The following is a 16673-nucleotide window of genomic DNA, read 5'->3' on the forward strand; positions in this document are numbered from 1 at the left end:
AGGGGTAGAGGGGACGCGGAATTCCGGCTTGGCCGCTAGCTGGCGGCCATGCGTTACCAGACTTTCCACCAGGGTTTGCGGGGCGAGGGCGCGTCCGGGGGCGGAATATGTTCGGGCGCCGCACCGGGTTCAAAGACCCACGTGCCGGACGGGTCCGTGATGACCTGTATTTCCTGACGAAAGTCCGCCAGCTTGGCGAAGAAATCCTTCGCTTCTTCCGGAATGGGCGACGTCACGCCCAGCGGCTCGTCCGGTCTCAGTGTCGCAAGCTTGATTTCGGCTCGGCCTGCGAACGTGTAGCCGGGCAGGTCGCCGTCCGACGCGTGAAGGGGCGCAACGAATCCGATCTGCCTGAAAAGCGCGAAGGTCTGCTCGACATCGGGTTCGACAAAGCCGGCATCGTCGCCGTCATCCGATAGGTGGGTCATGGGAAGTCTCTTCGATGAATGGCCGTGTCACTCGCCCTGCAACGCGCGCCGCAGCGCCGCCCGGGCCAGGATGCGGGTGGAATCCAGCGTCGGCAGCGCGCAGTTGCCGTCGTTCAGCACCAGCGGCAGTTCGGTGCAGCCCAGCACGACCGCGTCGCAACCGGCGTCGCGCAGCCGCGTCACCACGCCTTGCAGCAACGCGACCGACGCCGGCCGGAAATCGCCATAGACCAGTTCGTCCATGATGATCCGCGCCAGCAGGTCTCGGTCGGATGCCGGCGGGCGCACGCATTCCAGGCCCTGGGCCGCCAGCTTGTCGGGGTAGACGGGGCTGTCCACCAGCCAGCGCGTGCCGGTGATGCCGATGCGGCGATAGCCGCGTTGGGCGGCTTCCAAGGCGACTTCTTCGGCGATGTGCAGCCAGGGCAGGGGCGACTGCGGCAGCACGTGGCCCAGCGCCTGGTGGATGGTGTTGTCGGGGCAGATCAGGAAGTCGGCTCCTGCGCGCGCCAGCTTGCCGGCCGACGACAGCATCAGCGCGCCCACGCCGGCCAGGTCGCCCTGGTTGAGGCACGCCACGTAGTCGGCCAGCGAATGGGTGTGCAGGGAGACCTCGGGGTGGGCGTGCGGACCCAGTGCCTGGGCGCCTTCGGCGCAGATCGTGCGATAGCACAGCGCGGCACCTTCGGCCGAGCAGGCGACGATGCCGATGTGCAGGGAAGAGCTGTACGACATTTTTTTCCTAGGAGTAAAGGCCGGATCTACGGGGGAAGGTGCAGATTTAGATCGCGTTCTTGCGCTCTCGCTCGTGCTCGCATGGAAATGAATCGATAGTGCAAGAATCGCACATTTCACAAATTAAGCGCCCGCAGGCACAAGTCTCGTTTTTTCCGTAGACCAGGGGCCAATTGCCGCATTCGACGTGATTGCGATTTTTTCCTCCACAGTGGGCAATCAGAGTCCGTGTTTTTCCGTCTGGGAATCTGCTGCGGAAAATGCCATTCGTTTGCAGTGTGAATCGGGTCATGCCACGCATTTCAGCCTCGGTCAGTGCGCTATCCAATAGCTCCAGGACCTGGAATAGCGCTTCCAATGTGCTAGCTATATCAATGATACCGATGCCGGATGCGAGCGAGTTCGAGCCACGGCTATCCCCGCGGTCAGATGTGACACTGGGATGGCGAAACAGCTGGGAAATACGGGATGTCCTGGATGGATTTCCAGCTAACCTCCATTGGAGCCAGGCATGCAACGTGAACAGGTATAGCCAAGGCAATCTCGGCACGAAAACTGCTCCAGGGCGCTGCGTTCGGTGATCACGTGCGTGCGTCCGTAGTTCGTGCAGGAAGTTCCGCTGCTGCGCATCCAACTGCCCGAAAGCTGATGCATCCAGATCCAGCAAGGCACAAAGCACCGGGGGCAGACCATCTCGTAGCCGATTCATCAAAACCTGGTCGGTGCGTTCAAAGTGCTCGACAAGTTTTTGCAGGGCTTCATCCCGCAGGCGGTAGTGCAGACCAGGGTAATCCCACGACCATGCGGGTATCTCCGATAGCTTTTTGGGGGCCGGCATGTCGATGTCTGCAAGGTCCTGGAATCGCTTCATGAGTCTTTGCACTTCCAATGCCGTAGTCACACCCAGGACAACCATGGAGGTCGTATTCATCTCGGGTATGTCATGACGCGTAAAGCTCCGCCAAACGCTTGGTTTGACAGCGGCTATCCGACCTTCGCTGTCGAGTTTGGTGTAGGGGCTGCTGATACCCAGCAGGGTCACTGGGTTGCCGGCCGCATCCGCCTTGAACGCCTTTACTTTCCACTTGCTTGAGCGTAGTCCACCACCTGGGGTGCGTCGACAGTTCTTTACGTCAATGCCATGCTTGCGATCGAGTTCAAGGTCCATCAGGGGCCACGCGGTAGTACTACCGTCCAGCTGAGTGATGGCGATGTCCTGGACAGGCAGGCCAAATCCCTCCAGATAGTGATACGCGCATTTTTCCGCCGCGCGCGCAGTCTGCATTTGGGCACGCTGCCGTACCGCGATCTCTGTTTCCTCAGGGTCTGCAGCTGGGGCCCAGAGATTGGCCAGTTGAAGGTCACGCGAATCGAGGGACGCCAGTACCTTGTCCGCGTCAAAACATAGCTGCTTCACGCTTTGGTCCCAGAATCGTTGTAGTGTCGTCATCGCGCTGGACCAATCTTGGTAGCGCTTTCGAGCGAGCGATGCCGCAACTGTTAGAGGGACCGTCTTCAGAGCCGGCCATGTGTCCCATTCCTCTGGCCACTCGGCGTTTGGCCGAGCCATGGTGTCTTCGATGATCTGCCAGCCAAGACCTGTACTCTCGCTATCGCTATCGCCCTCGACCTTCATGGCTGCCCAAGCAATCAGTTCTTGCGTCGGAGTGCTTCGACCGCATGCTTTCAGCCAATTGATGAGAGCATCTCTTTGTCCGCGTAGCGCCTTCCACAGTTGCTCAAATTCCGTTGCATTGAGGCTTTCCAATCCGTCAAAGCCGTCTTGTCGAAATGATTCCAGATGCACGGCTACCCGATCCGGACTCTGCTTTAGGAAATGCTGCACGACGGCCAGTTTCACGCCGTGTCCTGCATATTCCAGTGGAAGCTTAGTGCCGATATGGTCGCAGCAAGTCCAGGCTTGCGGCGGTAGCTTTCGTAGGAGGTCCTCAATCAGGCCCTGACCAACGACTGTATCAATTGCTGCCAGAGCCAACGGCAGCAATACGGGTTGATCGGGAAGTAGCGCCATGGCCGCTGCCCAATTCTCCAGATGTTCGTTGTGGTTATGTGCCACCTGTTGCCACAGCTGCGAGGCCACACCACTGTCCGCCAGGTCCAAGTGGCGAGCTTCCTGGGCTGCTATGCGGCCATCAGCTCGGTCTATGGTCTTGACCAGAACAAACGCACCTTCCAACGTATGCCTGCTTCGGCGCAGCCATGCAATCCGGCTTTCATTAAGGAAGATCTCGCTACTCGATGAGCCGGTCAGGGGCAGAGCGAAACCGAAGCCCTTTTGATGCACAGATTGGATGTACGCAATCTCAGCTGGCCAGCGTTGAAAGTCCGCGTCGGACGGCAATCTGGGGCGAAATGATCCCGTTGTTGGCGGCGGAGGTGGCCGTCTCGGGTGGAAAAGCGGCTTTAGTCTGATGATGGCCAATGTAATTCCCTAACGTCTTAGCTAAGAAGGTCAGACGATTCCTTTGAGAGAAACACTAGGGGGTAGCGTACAAGTCGCTCGATATCACTAAGCGCGCCTTGTACTCAAGAGGTGGTGAGTCGGGGGGCTGGCAACAAGCGCTTGCCTGCTATTCAACCGTGCTCTTGGTCAACGCCCGCACATGCCGGGCGATGCCGCGGAACTGTTCGGCCATGGCGTCCTGCTGCGCCTGCGTCAGCCGCGACAGGAACAGCTCGTCAATCGCGGGTCCGTAGATCTTCCACATCTTGCGCCGCAGCGCCAGGCCTTCAGGCGTGATCCGGGCAAAGGTGGCGCGCCTGTCTTCGTCGCTGCGGAACCGCTCGACCAGCCCGGCGGCTTCGATCCGGTCCATCAGCCGCGTCAGGTTGTAGCGCGCGATGACCATGCGTTCGGCCATCTCGAACATGCGGGCGGTGCCCTGCGGCGCGCGTTCCAGCGCCCACAGCGCGTCGTACCACGCGAGCGGCGGCAGGTCGGCGGCGGACAGTCTTTTTTCGATCTCTTCCACCACCAGCGCATGCGCGGTCAGAAAGAGGCTCCACGCGTCGGGCTTGCCCGTGGCCATGCGTTCGTTCCTTGTCTGGGGATTTTGCTGCCGCGATTGTAGAGGCGGCGGCCGGCAAAACCGCCAACAGTTGCACTTGCAATTGTTCGGGAACCTTCATACGATTGCAATTGCACATTATGCAAATGCAATTCACGATATGAAATGAAGGCGCCGGTGCTTTCCGTCCAGGCGCCGCTTTCCCCAAAGGAGCAAGCCATGGAAACCGAGATCGACCCTATCGACGCCGACCCGCAGGAAACCCGGGAATGGCTGGACGCCATGCAGGCCGTGCTGGCGCACGAAGGCCTGCCGCGCACGCACTACCTGCTGGACCAGCTGATCAACCAGGACCGCGAGCGCCTGGGCGGTTACGCCGCGCCGGGCGCCACGCCGTACGTGAATACCATCGGCGTGGCGGGGCAGGCGGCGTTTCCGGGCGACGTGGGTATCGAATCGCGCCTGGACGCCTACCTGCGCTGGAACGCGATGGCCATGGTGCTGCGCGCCGGCAAGACCTCGGGCGTGGGCGGGCACATCGCGACCTACGCGTCGGCAACCACCCTGTATGAAACCGGCTACCGCCATTTTTTCCGGGCGGCCACGCCGGACTATCTGGGCGACATGCTGTACATCCAGGGGCATTCGGCCCCGGGCATCTACGCGCGCGCCTACCTGGAAGGGCGCATCTCGGAAGACGAGCTGGATCGCTTCCGGCGCGAGATCGGCGGCGGCGGGCTGGCCTCGTATCCGCACCCGCGCACCATGCCGGGCTTCTGGCAGTTCCCGACGGTGTCGATGGGGCTGGGGCCGCTGATGGCGGCCTACCAGGGGCGCTACATGCGCTACCTGGAAGACCGCGAGCTGATCCCCGCGCAAGACCGCCGGGTGTGGGGCTTTCTGGGCGATGGCGAACAGGACCAACCCGAAACGCTGGCGGCCGTGGCGATGGCCGGGCGCGAGAAGCTGGACAACCTGATCTTCGTGGTCAATTGCAACCTGCAGCGGCTGGACGGCCCGGTGCGCGGCAACGCCAAGATCATCCAGGAACTGGAAAGCGTGTACCGCGGCGCGGGCTGGAATGTGATCAAGGTGGTCTGGGGCGGCGGTTGGGACGCGTTGCTGGCGCAGGACCACGACGGCCGGCTGCGCCGCCGCATGATGCAATGCGTGGACGGCGAATACCAGGTGTTCAAGGCCCGCGGCGGCGCCTATGTGCGCGAGCATTTCTTCGGCGCGGACCCGGTGCTGCTCGACCGCGTGGCGCACCTGTCCGACGAGGAGATCGGCGCGCTGAACCGGGGCGGGCACGACCCGGTCAAGGTGCATGCGGCCTACGCCCAGGCGCTGGCGCACCGCGGCCAGCCCACCGTGATCCTGGCCAAGACGGTGAAGGGCTACGGCATGGGCGCAGCGGGCGAGGCGGCAAATACCAACCACCAGCAAAAGAAGATGGCCGATCCGGCGGTGCGGGCGTTCCGAGATCGCTTCGGCATTCCGGTGGCCGACGACCGGTTGGCCGAGATTCCGTACATCAAGCCGGCGCCCGGCAGTGCCGAGCAGGCCTATTTCGACGCGGGTGTCCAACGCGCGGGCGGCCACCTGCCGCGCCGGCCCGCCGGCCCGGGGCCGCAGGCCATGCCGGCGCTGGCCGCGTTTGCCGCGCACCTCAAGGGCAGCGACGGGCGCGAGTTTTCCACGACCATGGCGTTCGTGCGCATCCTGGCGCAGCTGCTGAAGGACCCGGACATCGGCGCCAAGGTGGTGCCGATTGTGCCCGACGAATCGCGCACCTTCGGCATGGACGGCATGTTCCGCCAGGTGGGCATCTATTCGCACGTGGGCCAGCTGTACACGCCGCAAGACGCCGACCAGCTCAGCGTCTATCGCGAAGACCGTCGCGGCCAGATCCTGCAGGAAGGCATCAACGAGTCTGGCGCGATGTCGTCATGGATCGCGGCGGCCACGGCCTACAGCACGCACGGCGTGGCCACCATTCCGTTCTATATCTTCTATTCGATGTTCGGCTTTCAGCGCGTGGGCGACCTGGCCTGGGCGGCGGGCGATATCCGCGCGCGCGGCTTCCTGCTGGGCGCCACCTCTGGCCGCACCACGCTGGAAGGCGAAGGGCTGCAGCACGACGACGGCCACAGCCACGTGCTGGCCTCGGTGATTCCGTCGTGCATCGCCTACGACCCGGCCTATGCTTACGAGATCGCGGTGATCGTGCAGGACGGCCTGCGCCGCATGTATCAGGAAGAGGAAGACGTCTTCTACTACCTGACGCTGATCAATGAGAAGACCGCGCATCCGCCGCTGCCCGAAGGCGCCGAAACCGGCATCCTGAAAGGCATGTACCGGCTGCGCGAGGGCGGGCCGGGCGAGGTGCGCGCGCAGTTGCTGGGCAGCGGGGCGATCCTGGCCGAAACCTTGGCCGCCGCCGATCTGCTGCAACAGGACTACGGCGTGGCGGCCGACGTCTGGAGCGTCACCAGCTATTCCGAGCTGCGCCGCGACGGCCAGGAAACCGAACGCTGGAACCGCCTGCATCCGCTGGACGCGGCGCGCCGCGGTTACGCCGAAAGCTGCCTGGCTGATGCCGCTGGCCCGGTGGTGGCCGCGACCGACTACATGAAGACGGTGGCCGAGCAGATCCGCCCCTTCGTGGCAGGGCGCCGCTATGTGACGCTGGGCACGGACGGCTTTGGCCGGTCGGATACACGCCAGGCGCTGCGGGCGTTCTTCGAGGTGGACCGGCATCACATCGTGTTGGCCACCCTGAAGGCGCTGGCCGATGACGGTGTGTTGCCGGCCGAGCAGGCGGCGGATGCGATCCGGCGCTACGGGCTGGACCCGCAAGCCGTGTCAGCGGCGCTGCCGTGAGTCGGCGCTAAGGCAGGGCGGTGTCAGGGCAGGGCGGTGTCAGGGCAGAGCGGTGTCAGGGCAGAGCGGTGTCAGGGCAGAGCGGTGTCAAAGCAGGGCGGCGGCGCGGCATGCGCTGGCCGCCCTGTTTCCTGGCAGAAACCGCGCCCTCAGGCGCGGCGCGCCAGCAAGGCCCAGATGCCCGCGGCCGACAGCAGTGCGCCGCCGCCCAGGTTGAAGCCGCGCTGCGCCCTGGGCGAGGCCAGCAGGCGGCGGGCCGAACCGGCAAACAGGGCGTAGACGGTGGCGTTGATGCCGGCGCAGGCCACGAAGGTGGCCGACAGCGTCCACAGCTGGCGGGTCACGTCGCCGGCCGGGTCGATGAACTGCGGCAGGAAGGCGACGAAGAAGATGATGCCCTTGGGGTTCAGCGCGGTCACCAGGTAGGTGTTGGCGAACAGCTTCCAGCGCGAACCGGCGGCGTCGGCCTGCGGCAAGGTGGCCGGGGCCACGCCGGCCCGCAGCAGCTTGAAGCCCAGGTACAGCAGGTACAGTCCGCCTACGGTCTTGACCACGGTGAACCAGAACGCCGACGCCGACAGCAGCGCGCCCAGGCCCAGCAGCGACAGCGCCAGCGCGGTGGAATCGCCCAGCGTCACGGCCAGCACCAGCGGCAGGCGGGCGCGCTTGCCATGGGTGATGGAATAGCTGATGACGGTCAGGATGGTGGGGCCGGGCAGCATCACCAGCAGGGTGGATGCGCCCAGGAAGGCCAGCCAGGTTTCCAGCGACATGGGTCTTGCTCCAGAGTGGGGGGGCGGCGGCGTCGCCCTGGCGGCCAATGTATCGCAAGGCGCGGGGCGATGGGGCGCGTCCGGGGTCAGGTGGTGCAAAATACAGGTTTCCCGGACAGTGAACGCGGCGCCGTAAGGCGGCAGCGAAGGAAACACCATGGCATTCGATTTTGACCTGTTTGTGATCGGCGCGGGCTCGGGCGGCGTGCGCGCGGCCCGTTTTGCGGCCGGTTTCGGCGCCCGCGTGGCCGTGGCCGAAAGCCGCTACCTGGGCGGCACCTGCGTCAACGTGGGTTGCGTGCCCAAGAAGCTGCTGGTCTACGGCGCCCACTACAGCGAAGATTTCGAACAGGCGCACGGCTTTGGCTGGACCGCCGGCCAGCCCAGCTTCGACTGGGCCACGCTGATCGCCAACAAGAACCGCGAGATCCAGCGTCTTAACGGCATTTACCGCAATTTGCTGGTCAATAGCGGCGTGACGCTGCTCGAAGCCCACGCCCGCATCAAAGACCTCCACACCGTCGAGGTGGACGGCAAGACGTACACCGCCGCGAACATCCTGGTGGCGACCGGCGGCTGGCCGCAGGTGCCGGACATTCCCGGCAAGGAACACGCCATCACCTCGAACGAGGCCTTCTTCCTGCCGGCGCTGCCCAAGCGCGTGCTGGTGGTGGGCGGGGGTTATATCGCGGTCGAATTCGCCTCTATTTTCAATGGCATGGGCGCGCAGACCACCCAGCTGTACCGCGGCCCGCTGTTCCTGCGTGGCTTTGACGGCGCGGTGCGCGAACACCTGCGCGACGAGCTCACCAAGAAGGGTATCGACCTGCGCTTCAATGCCGACGTCGCCCGTATCGACAAACGCGCCGACGGCGTGCTGGCCGCTACGCTGAAAGACGGTTCGGTGATCGAGACCGACTGCGTGTTCTATGCCACCGGCCGCCGTCCGATGCTGGACAACCTGGGCCTGGAAAACACCGGCGTCAAGTTTGACGACAAGGGCTTCATCGCCGTCGACGACGAATACCGCACGGCCGAACCGTCGATCCTGGCGCTGGGCGACGTCATCGGCCGGGTGCCGCTGACGCCGGTGGCGCTGGCCGAGGGCATGGCGGTGGCGCGCCGCCTGTTCCGCCCCGAGGAATACCGCAAGGTGGATTACAAGCTGATCCCCACTGCCGTGTTCAGCCTGCCCAACATCGGCACGGTGGGCATGACCACCGAAGAGGCGCGCGAGGCCGGCCACGAGATCAAGCTGTTCGAAAGCCGCTTCCGCCCGATGAAGCTGACGCTGACCGAGTCGCAGGAAAAGACGCTGATGAAGCTGATCGTCGACGCCAAGACCGATCGCGTGCTGGGCGTGCACATGGTGGGCCCGGATGCCGGCGAGATCGTGCAAGGTATCGCCATCGCGCTGAAGGCGGGCGCGACCAAGCAGGTGTTCGACGAAACGATCGGCATCCACCCGACGGCGGCCGAAGAGTTCGTGACGCTGCGCACGCCGGTGGCGAACTAGCCCGCGCCGGGTTTGGCGGTGCGGGGGCTTGGCGCGGACATCGTCCGTGCTATAGCCGTTCGATCATGGCGCGCGCCGCAGCCGGCGCGCGTTCCTTGGCGCCATTGATGAAAAATGCATACACATCCTGTGGCTTGGCGCCGCCCGCCGCCTTGCGCGTGCCGACGCGCGGCAGGTCGGCCGGGTCCGCACCGCGCGCCCAGGTATGCAGCCGTTCGGCCCAGGCGTCCAGCACCTTGGGCGCGTAGCCGGCCTTGAAGGCGGTGCTGGCGCGCATCAGCCGCGCATAGACGAAGGCGCCGGTGCGGTCGGCCAGCGACGGGTAGTCTTCGCTGTCGGTGTAGACGGTGGCGGCGCCATGGCGGCGGGCCAGGTCCAGGTATTCCTCGCAGGCAAAACTGGGGTGGCGCACGTCCAGCACGTGGCGCAGCGGCAGGCCGTCGACCGCATCGGGCAGCAGCGCCAGGAAGGCGCCGAAATCGTCCGGGTTGAACACCTTGGTGGGCGCGAACTGCCACACGATAGGCCCCAGCTTCGGGCCCAGCTCGGCGATGCCGCCGTGCACGAAGCGGTGGATGGATTCACCGGCGCCGGCCAGTTCGCGGCGATTGGTGGCGTAGCGCGAGGCCTTCAGCGAAAACACGAAATCGTCCGGCGTCTCGTCGCGCCATTTGGCGAAGGTGGCCGGCTTCTGGCTGCTGTAGTAGGTGCCGTTGATTTCGATGGCGGTGAGCTGGCGGCTGGCGTATTCCAGCTCGCGGGCGTGGGGCAGGCCTTCGGGATAGAAGGCGCCGCGCCACGGGGCGTAAGTCCAGCCGCCGATGCCGACCCGGATGGCGGCCGGCTTGTGCGCGGCGGGCGATTTGCGCAGGGGCATGGGCGGGGGTCCTTTCCGATGTTGCGGGGCGTCTCTGCCACTCTATCCCTGACGGGCCGCGCATCCCATCCGTCCACATTTAAAACCGCGGATTGTCAGCGATTGTTCAGCCGGGGTGTTGCCCGGATGCCGCGTCGGGTGGGAGCAACCCGGCGGCGCAACAAAAAGCGTGCTGTTCCGATACAGATTTCAGATAACGTGCACAGCACTCCCTTCACTGCCGTCCGGCGCGCGCCGGTTCATCATGCCTGACATTGCCAATCTTCTGACGTTCGCCCTGGTCGCCCTGGGCATGGTGCTCACGCCTGGGCCCAACATGATCTACCTGGTGTCGCGTTCGATTTCGCAGGGCCCCAAGGCCGGGCTGATTTCGTTGGGCGGCGTGGCGGTGGGGTTCGTGTTCTACGTGCTGTGCGCGGCGTTCGGCATCACGGTGCTGCTGATGGCGGTGCCGTATGCCTATGATGCGCTGCGCTTTGGCGGCGCGCTGTATCTGCTGTACCTGGCCTGGCAGGCGGTGCGCCCGGGCGGACGGTCGCCGTTCCAGGTGCGTGAACTGCCCGCCAGCAGCCCGCGCACGCTGTTCTCGATGGGGCTGGTGACCAACCTGCTCAATCCCAAGGTGGCGGTGATGTACGTGTCGCTGCTGCCGCAGTTCATCCAGCCCGATCACGGCAGCGTGTTCACGCAGTCGCTGGCGCTGGGCATGACGCAGGTGGCGGTCAGCCTGTCGGTCAACGCGGTCATTGCCATCATGGCGGGGTCCATTGCCGGTTTCCTGGCCGGACGCCCGCTGTGGATGGTGGTGCAGCGCTGGCTGATGGGTACGGTGCTGGCCGGCCTGGCGCTGCGCATGGCGCTGGATTCGCGGCGCTGATGGCCGCAGCGCGATCGCAGCTGTCCGGCTGCTGCTGGCTTGGCGAGACCTGAAAAACCGCCTTACCCGCGTGCCGCCCTCGCCAGCTTGCCCAACTGCTTGACCAGCCCCGGGAAACGATCGGCGCTGGTGTTGCCGTAGCCGATCACCAGGCCGTTGTCCTGCGGCTGCGGCGTGATGGCGAAGGTCGACAGCGCGTTGGGGTTCATGCCCAGCTTGCGGGCCTGTTCGACGATGGCGCGGTCCGGGATGTCGGGCGGCAGGCGCACGGTCAGGTGCAGGCCGCTGTGGCCGCCCAGCACCTCGTGGTCTACCCCCAGGTGCTGCGCCAGCGCATCGCGCAGCGCCGCCTGGCGGTCGCGGTACAGCCGCCGCATGCGGCCCAGGTGGCGCGAGAACTGGCCGTTCTCGATGAAGGCGGCCATGGTCAGCTGTTCCAGCCGGTGGCCGCCGCGCAGCATTTCGATGATCGACGGCATGGCCGGCCCGGCAATCGCCTGCGGCAGCACCAGAAAGCCCAGCCGCAGGGCCGGGAACATGGTCTTGCTGAAGGTGCCCACATACAGCACCGGGGCGTCGGGCAGCAGGCCCTGCATGGCGGCGATGGGTTCGCCCTGGTGGCGGAATTCGCTGTCGTAGTCGTCTTCGATGATCCAGGCGCCGGCCTGGCGGGCGCGTTCCAGCAGGTCCAGCCGGCGCGCCAGCGACAGCACCGCGCCGGTCGGGTATTGGTGGGTGGGCGTGGTCTGGATCAGGCGCGGGGGCTGCTTGTCCCAGGCGTCATCCGAAATGGCGATGCCGTCGGCGTCCACCCGCATGGCGACCACGTTCAGGTCGCCCGCATGAAACGAGGCCTTGGCGCCGCGGTAGCCGGGTTCTTCCAGCCAGGCGGTGTCGCCCGGATTGGTCAACAGTTGCACGCACAGGGCCAGCGCGCCTTGCGCGCCCTCGGTGATGACGATGCGGTCGGCGTCGCAGCGCACCCCGCGCGACACGCGCAGGTATTGGGCAATGGCCTCGCGCAGTGCCGGTTCGCCCACGGGCGGGCCGTAGCCCAGCGTGGCGGCGGGGGCGGCCTGCAGGGCGCGGTCTTGCGCGCGGCGCCAGGCATTGATGGGAAATTGCGTCAGCGCCGGGGTGCCGGGGGTGAGCGGCAGCGCGCCGTCGTTGGGCGCGCGGGTAGCGACGATGCGCGACAGCCGCTGGGCGGTGCGAAACGCGGGCGCCTCGGGCGCGGCGGCCTGCTTGGCGGCGCTGGCTGCTGCCGCCGACAGGGGCGCGACCCGGGTGCCCTGACGGTCGGCGATGACATAGCCTTCGGCCGTCAATTGCTCGTAGGCGATCAGCACGGTGTTGCGGGAAATGGCCAGTTCGTCGGCCAGCACGCGCGAGGCGGGCAGTTTGCCGCCGGCCGGCAACTGGCCGGCCAGGATGGCCTGTTTCAGGCGCTGGATCAGCTGGCGCTGGCGCGGCAGCGCGCCGGGCCCGCGCGCCAGGGGGCTGGACAACAAACCGGCACCGTCTATCATGGCTCTATTAAATTCAGGGATCGTGGTGCTTTTTATCATGCCACGATTTCGCTATCGTGAGTGCATGCCAGGGCCGATTGCCATCATGTAACGGCCCGGCTTGCGTCGCCACCGCCGGCGGCGTTTTCCAACCTGGATGAGGCCAGCAGCATGCAACCCCGCGTCAATGCTTACCAACAACCCGTCGGCCCCGACTTGCCTGACTGGACGCCGCGCCCGCGTCCGCCGGTCACGCCTATCGAGGGCCGCTACTGCCGGCTGGAACCCCTGTCGGCCGAGCGCCACACGGCCGACCTGTTCCAGGCCTTCAGCCAGGCGCCGGACGGCAGCGACTGGACCTACATGACCGCCGGCCCCTTTCCCGACGAGGCCTCCTACCGCAAGTTCGCCGAACAGCACCAGGCGCAGCCGGGCAGCGATCCGCTGCACCACGCCGTCATCGACCTGGCCAGCGGCCGCGCGGTCGGCTCGCTGTCGCTGATGCGCATCGACCCGAATCATGGCGTGATCGAAGTGGGCCACGTGGCGTTCTCGCGCCTGCTCAAACGCACCCGCATCGCCACCGAGGCGCAATTCCTGCTGATGCGCCGCGCGTTCGACGAGCTGGGCTATCGCCGCTATGAATGGAAGTGCGACAGCCTGAACGCGCCGTCGCGCTCGGCCGCCGCCCGCCTGGGCTTTCAGTTCGAGGGCATATTCCGCCAGGCCATCGTGTACCGCGGCCGCAGCCGCGACACGGCCTGGTTCTCGATCATCGACAGCGAATGGCCAGCCTTGCGCGCGGCCTACGAACGTTGGCTCAGCCCCGACAACTTCGATGCCGAAGGCGGCCAGCGCCAGGGCCTGGCGGACCTGATCGCCCAGGAAAAGGCCGCGTGCGCCTGATCCCCGTGGCATTGGCCCTGTTCTGGGGCCTGAACTGGCCGGCGGTGAAGATCGTGCTGTCGATCTGCCCGCCGTTCACCCTGCGCCTGTTGGGTCTGGGCAGCGGGGCCTTGCTGCTGCTGGCGCTGGCGCGCGCCAAGCGGCTGCCCCTGCTGCCGCCGCGCGACGCGTGGCTGGGCATAGTGGTGGGCGGCATCCTGGCCGTGGCGGTGTTCAACCTGGCGGTGGCCTGGGCGCAGCTCAGCACCAGCACGTCGCGCGCGGCAGTGCTGACCTTCACCATGCCGATGATGTCGGCGCTGTTGGCCTGGGCCGTGCTGGGCGAACGCCTGGACCGCCGCCGCGGGCTGGCGTTGCTGCTGGGCGGGGCAGGGGTGGCGGTGCTGGCCTGGCCGGTACTGCGCGCCGTTTTCGCAGAACACGACCTGGCCGCCGCGCGCGGCCTGGTGTTTCCGCTCACCGCCGCCTTCGGGTGGGCCGCCGGCACGGTCTACCTGAAGCGCTGGCCGGTGAGCGGCCACCGCATCGTCATCACGGCCTGGCAGTTGGCGGTAGGCGCGGCCTGCGCCTTGGCCGGCGTGCTGCTGGCGGGCGAATCGTTTCCGCTGCAGGGGTGGGATGGCCGGGTGGCGGCGGCGCTGACCTTCCATATCGTGCTGGGCACGGCGGTGGCCTACTGGCTGTGGTTCGTGCTGAGCGAACGGGTCAGCGCGACAGTGGCGGCGCTGACCACCCTGATGGTGCCGGTGGTGGGGGTGCTGGGCGCGATGGCATTGGTGGGCGACCGCCCGGCCCCGGCCGATTGGTGGGGCTTTGCGCTGGTGCTGGCGGGGGCGGCGCTGATCGTGCTGAACCTGGGGGCAAAGAAAAGCCCGGCGCGCGCGTCGGCCTAGAAAACCGGCAAGGGTCAGGCTCAGGCGCGTGGCGTGCGCCGAAACTTCTCGCGCAGCAAGCCCGCGCCGCTGACCAGCGAAATGCCCGCCAGCACCATCACGGCGCCGACCACGAAGGCGCCGTCCAGCGGTTCATTCAGGATCAGCACGCCGAACGACACGCCGAACAGCGGCGTCATGAACGACAGGATGGACAGGCGCGAGGCGAGATAACGGCGCAGCAGCCAGAACCACGCCAGGTAGCTGGACAGCGCCACCACGACCGACTGGAACGCCACGCTGAGCACGGCCGCCTGGGTGTAGCGGATGCCGGCGTTGCCGGTGGCCGCGGCATAGCCCAGCAGCAGCACGGCGGCGACCGCCATCTGGTAGAACAGGGTCTTGGCCGGCGCGGCTTCCGACAGCGCGGTGCGGCGGATCGCCACCGTGGTGGCGCCCCACAACAGCCCGGCCAGCAAGCCCAGTGCGTCGCCCAGCAGCATGTCGCTGCCGCCGGCCTGCGGCTTGCCGTTGCCCAGGAAGGCCACGGCAATGCCGCCGAACGCCACCGCCACGCCCAGCCATTGCAGCGGTGCCATGCGTTCTTCAGGTATGCGCCAGTGCAGGCCCAGCGCGGTGAAGATCGGCGCGGTGTACAGGAACACGGACATATGCGAGGCCGTGGTGTAGACCAGCCCCTGCGCGACCGCCAGGAACTCCAGTCCGAACAGCAGGCCCACCAGCAGGCCGGCACCCAGGGTGCCGTCGCGCAGCGCCCGCCCGCCTTCGGCCCGCCACACCACCACCGCCAGCACCAGCGCGGCAAAGGTCGAGCGCAGCCCGACCTGCATGATGGGCGAAATGTCGGCGGCCACCAGCTTGATGGCGATCTGCTGGAAGCCCCAGCAGAGGCACAGCAGCAGCATCACGCTGGTGGCCAGCGTGTCCAGCGGACGGCGCAAGGGCGTCATGGCTGGCCCCGGTTCAAGGCAGTTCGGCGGGGTAGCTGTCCAGCGCCAGGCCGATCTGCTGGCGCAGGTCCCATTCGGCCAGCGTGGCTTGCACCGGGCCGAAGAACGCGCCGTCGCGCGTCACGAACATGGCAGGCAGGTGAAAGATTTCATAGCGTTCGACCAGGCCGCCGTTTTCGCCCGCATCCACCCAACAGACGCGTTCGACCGGCAATTCCAGCTTGGGCAGCTGTTCGCGGGCAATGCGGCAAGTGCCGCAGGTGCGGCTGTGGAACACCAGCAGCGACAGCCCGGGGGCGTCCAGCAGGTAGCGGTCGGCGGTGCTGTCGTTCAGTTCAATCTGTTCCATGGCGTCCGTGGGGGTCTGGGTGGCGCAAGCTTAGCGAGACAGTACTCGATCCAGTTCCCGCACCGTCTTATACAGCACGCGCGTGCCGTCCAGCAGTTGGGCCGGTTCGATCCATTCTTCGGGGCAGTGGCTGCGGCCGTTCAGGCAGGGAATGAAGATCATGCCGATGGGGCCGGTGGGCGCCATGTAGACCGCGTCGTGGCCCGCGCCGCTGGGCAGGCGCATGCTGGCGTAGCCCAGCTGGTCGGCGGCGGCCTTGACGGCGTCCATCACCAGCGGTGCGCAGTCGGTGGGCTGGGCGCGGCTCAGCTGGGTGAAGCCGGCGGTCAGGCGCAGCGCTTTCAGGTCATCGGCCACCGAAGCCATCAGCGTTTCGGGAAATACGTCCAGCACCGCATTGCTGTCGCTGCGCATTTCCAGCGTCAGTTCGACGCGGCCGGGCACGGCGTTGGCGGCGTTGGGCGTCATGGCCAGCTTGCCCACTGTGGCCACCACGTAATGCGGATTGCCGCTGGCGGCGCTGGCCTGGCGGCTGGCGGCGTCGATGAGGCGGGCCGCGCCCACCAGGGCATCGCGGCGGATGTCCATGGGGGTGGTGCCGGCGTGGTCGGGCTGGCCTTCGACCACGATCTGCACGCGGCGGATACCGACGATGTTGGTGACCACGCCGATGGGCAGCTGGCGGCTTTCCAGCACGGGGCCCTGTTCGATGTGCAGTTCGACGAAGGCCGCGGTGCCGTGGGCGCCGCGCAAGGGGGCGTTCAGCGCGGCCGGGTCGCCGCCGATGCGCGCGATGCCCTGCGCCAGCGTTTCGCCGTCGGGGTTGCGGGCGGCCAGCATGTCGGCGCTGAGCTGGCCGCTGAGCGCGCGGCTGCCCACACAGGAAATGCCGTAGTCGCTGGGTTCTTCGGACAGGAAGTCGATGACCTCGAAGTCGTGTTCCAGTTCG

At 66.4% G+C, this 16673-nt stretch carries 15 protein-coding genes; 5 read left to right on the top strand and 10 right to left on the bottom strand.

The window, feature by feature from the left end; translation table 11 throughout:
- Window positions 1-53: 53 nt before the first annotated feature.
- The 4 genes from U858_RS0101770 to U858_RS0101785 form a co-directional block, all read right to left on the bottom strand.
- Window positions 54-428 (bottom strand): hypothetical protein, encoded by a 375-nt coding sequence (locus U858_RS0101770; protein WP_025135477.1) that lies wholly within the window; start codon window positions 426-428, stop codon window positions 54-56.
- A gap of 27 nt (window positions 429-455) precedes the next feature.
- Window positions 456-1163, bottom strand: a complete 708-nt coding sequence (locus U858_RS0101775; protein WP_025135478.1) for an aspartate/glutamate racemase family protein — start codon at window positions 1161-1163, stop codon at window positions 456-458.
- A 46-nt stretch (window positions 1164-1209) separates the two neighbouring features.
- Window positions 1210-3525, bottom strand: coding sequence for a hypothetical protein (locus U858_RS0101780; RefSeq protein WP_198529694.1), 2316 nt, complete (start codon window positions 3523-3525; stop codon window positions 1210-1212).
- Window positions 3526-3754: 229 nt separating this feature from the next.
- Window positions 3755-4213 carry a MarR family winged helix-turn-helix transcriptional regulator gene (locus tag U858_RS0101785; protein ID WP_025135480.1) on the bottom strand — a complete coding sequence of 153 codons (459 nt, stop codon included), beginning with the start codon at window positions 4211-4213 and terminating at the stop codon, window positions 3755-3757.
- Window positions 4214-4411: 198 nt separating this feature from the next.
- Here U858_RS0101785 and aceE point away from each other — a divergent pair, with 198 nt between their 5' ends.
- Window positions 4412-7075, top strand: coding sequence for a pyruvate dehydrogenase (acetyl-transferring), homodimeric type (aceE, locus tag U858_RS0101790; protein WP_025135481.1), 2664 nt, complete (start codon window positions 4412-4414; stop codon window positions 7073-7075).
- A 149-nt stretch (window positions 7076-7224) separates the two neighbouring features.
- Here the strand turns inward: aceE and U858_RS0101795 are convergent, their stop codons facing one another.
- Window positions 7225-7848: a LysE family translocator gene (locus U858_RS0101795; protein WP_025135482.1), complete on the bottom strand. Its 624-nt coding sequence runs from the start codon at window positions 7846-7848 to the stop codon at window positions 7225-7227.
- Window positions 7849-8005: 157 nt separating this feature from the next.
- Between U858_RS0101795 and gorA the strand changes: the two genes are divergently transcribed.
- A complete protein-coding gene (gene gorA, locus U858_RS0101800; protein WP_025135483.1) occupies window positions 8006-9364 on the top strand; it encodes a glutathione-disulfide reductase in 1359 nt (452 codons plus the stop codon).
- A 49-nt stretch (window positions 9365-9413) separates the two neighbouring features.
- Here the strand turns inward: gorA and U858_RS0101805 are convergent, their stop codons facing one another.
- The gene (locus tag U858_RS0101805) at window positions 9414-10241 is read right to left on the bottom strand and encodes a DUF72 domain-containing protein (protein WP_025135484.1); all 828 of its coding nucleotides are present in this window, start codon (window positions 10239-10241) and stop codon (window positions 9414-9416) included.
- Between the two features lie 244 nt (window positions 10242-10485).
- Here U858_RS0101805 and U858_RS0101810 point away from each other — a divergent pair, with 244 nt between their 5' ends.
- Window positions 10486-11118: a LysE family translocator gene (locus tag U858_RS0101810; protein WP_025135485.1), complete on the top strand. Its 633-nt coding sequence runs from the start codon at window positions 10486-10488 to the stop codon at window positions 11116-11118.
- A 62-nt stretch (window positions 11119-11180) separates the two neighbouring features.
- On the opposite strand, the gene U858_RS0101815 is transcribed toward U858_RS0101810, so the two are convergent.
- On the bottom strand, window positions 11181-12686 hold the full coding sequence (locus tag U858_RS0101815; RefSeq protein WP_025135486.1) for a PLP-dependent aminotransferase family protein: 1506 nt from the start codon (window positions 12684-12686) through the stop codon (window positions 11181-11183).
- Between the two features lie 111 nt (window positions 12687-12797).
- On the opposite strand from U858_RS0101815, the gene U858_RS0101820 reads away from it, so the two are divergent.
- Together U858_RS0101820 and U858_RS0101825 are read left to right on the top strand one after the other, a co-directional pair.
- Complete coding sequence (locus U858_RS0101820; RefSeq protein ID WP_025135487.1) at window positions 12798-13532, top strand: GNAT family N-acetyltransferase; 735 nt, start codon at window positions 12798-12800, stop codon at window positions 13530-13532.
- Window positions 13523-14425, top strand: coding sequence for a DMT family transporter (locus U858_RS0101825; protein ID WP_025135488.1), 903 nt, complete (start codon window positions 13523-13525; stop codon window positions 14423-14425). Before U858_RS0101820 ends, U858_RS0101825 begins: the two co-directional genes overlap by 10 nt.
- A gap of 20 nt (window positions 14426-14445) precedes the next feature.
- On the opposite strand, the gene U858_RS0101830 is transcribed toward U858_RS0101825, so the two are convergent.
- The 3 genes from U858_RS0101830 to U858_RS0101840 all read right to left on the bottom strand — a co-directional run.
- Window positions 14446-15375, bottom strand: a complete 930-nt coding sequence (locus U858_RS0101830) for a DMT family transporter (RefSeq protein WP_025135489.1) — start codon at window positions 15373-15375, stop codon at window positions 14446-14448.
- 13 nt (window positions 15376-15388) lie between these two features.
- Window positions 15389-15724 carry a co-chaperone YbbN gene (locus U858_RS0101835; RefSeq protein WP_025135490.1) on the bottom strand — a complete coding sequence of 112 codons (336 nt, stop codon included), beginning with the start codon at window positions 15722-15724 and terminating at the stop codon, window positions 15389-15391.
- A gap of 30 nt (window positions 15725-15754) precedes the next feature.
- A partial coding sequence (locus U858_RS0101840) for a hydantoinase/carbamoylase family amidase (RefSeq protein ID WP_025135491.1) occupies window positions 15755-16673 on the bottom strand: 919 nt, incomplete at its 5' end.

This window comes from Achromobacter sp. DH1f (genome assembly GCF_000633435.1).
In the GTDB taxonomy this organism is placed as follows: domain Bacteria; phylum Pseudomonadota; class Gammaproteobacteria; order Burkholderiales; family Burkholderiaceae_B; genus Achromobacter; species Achromobacter deleyi.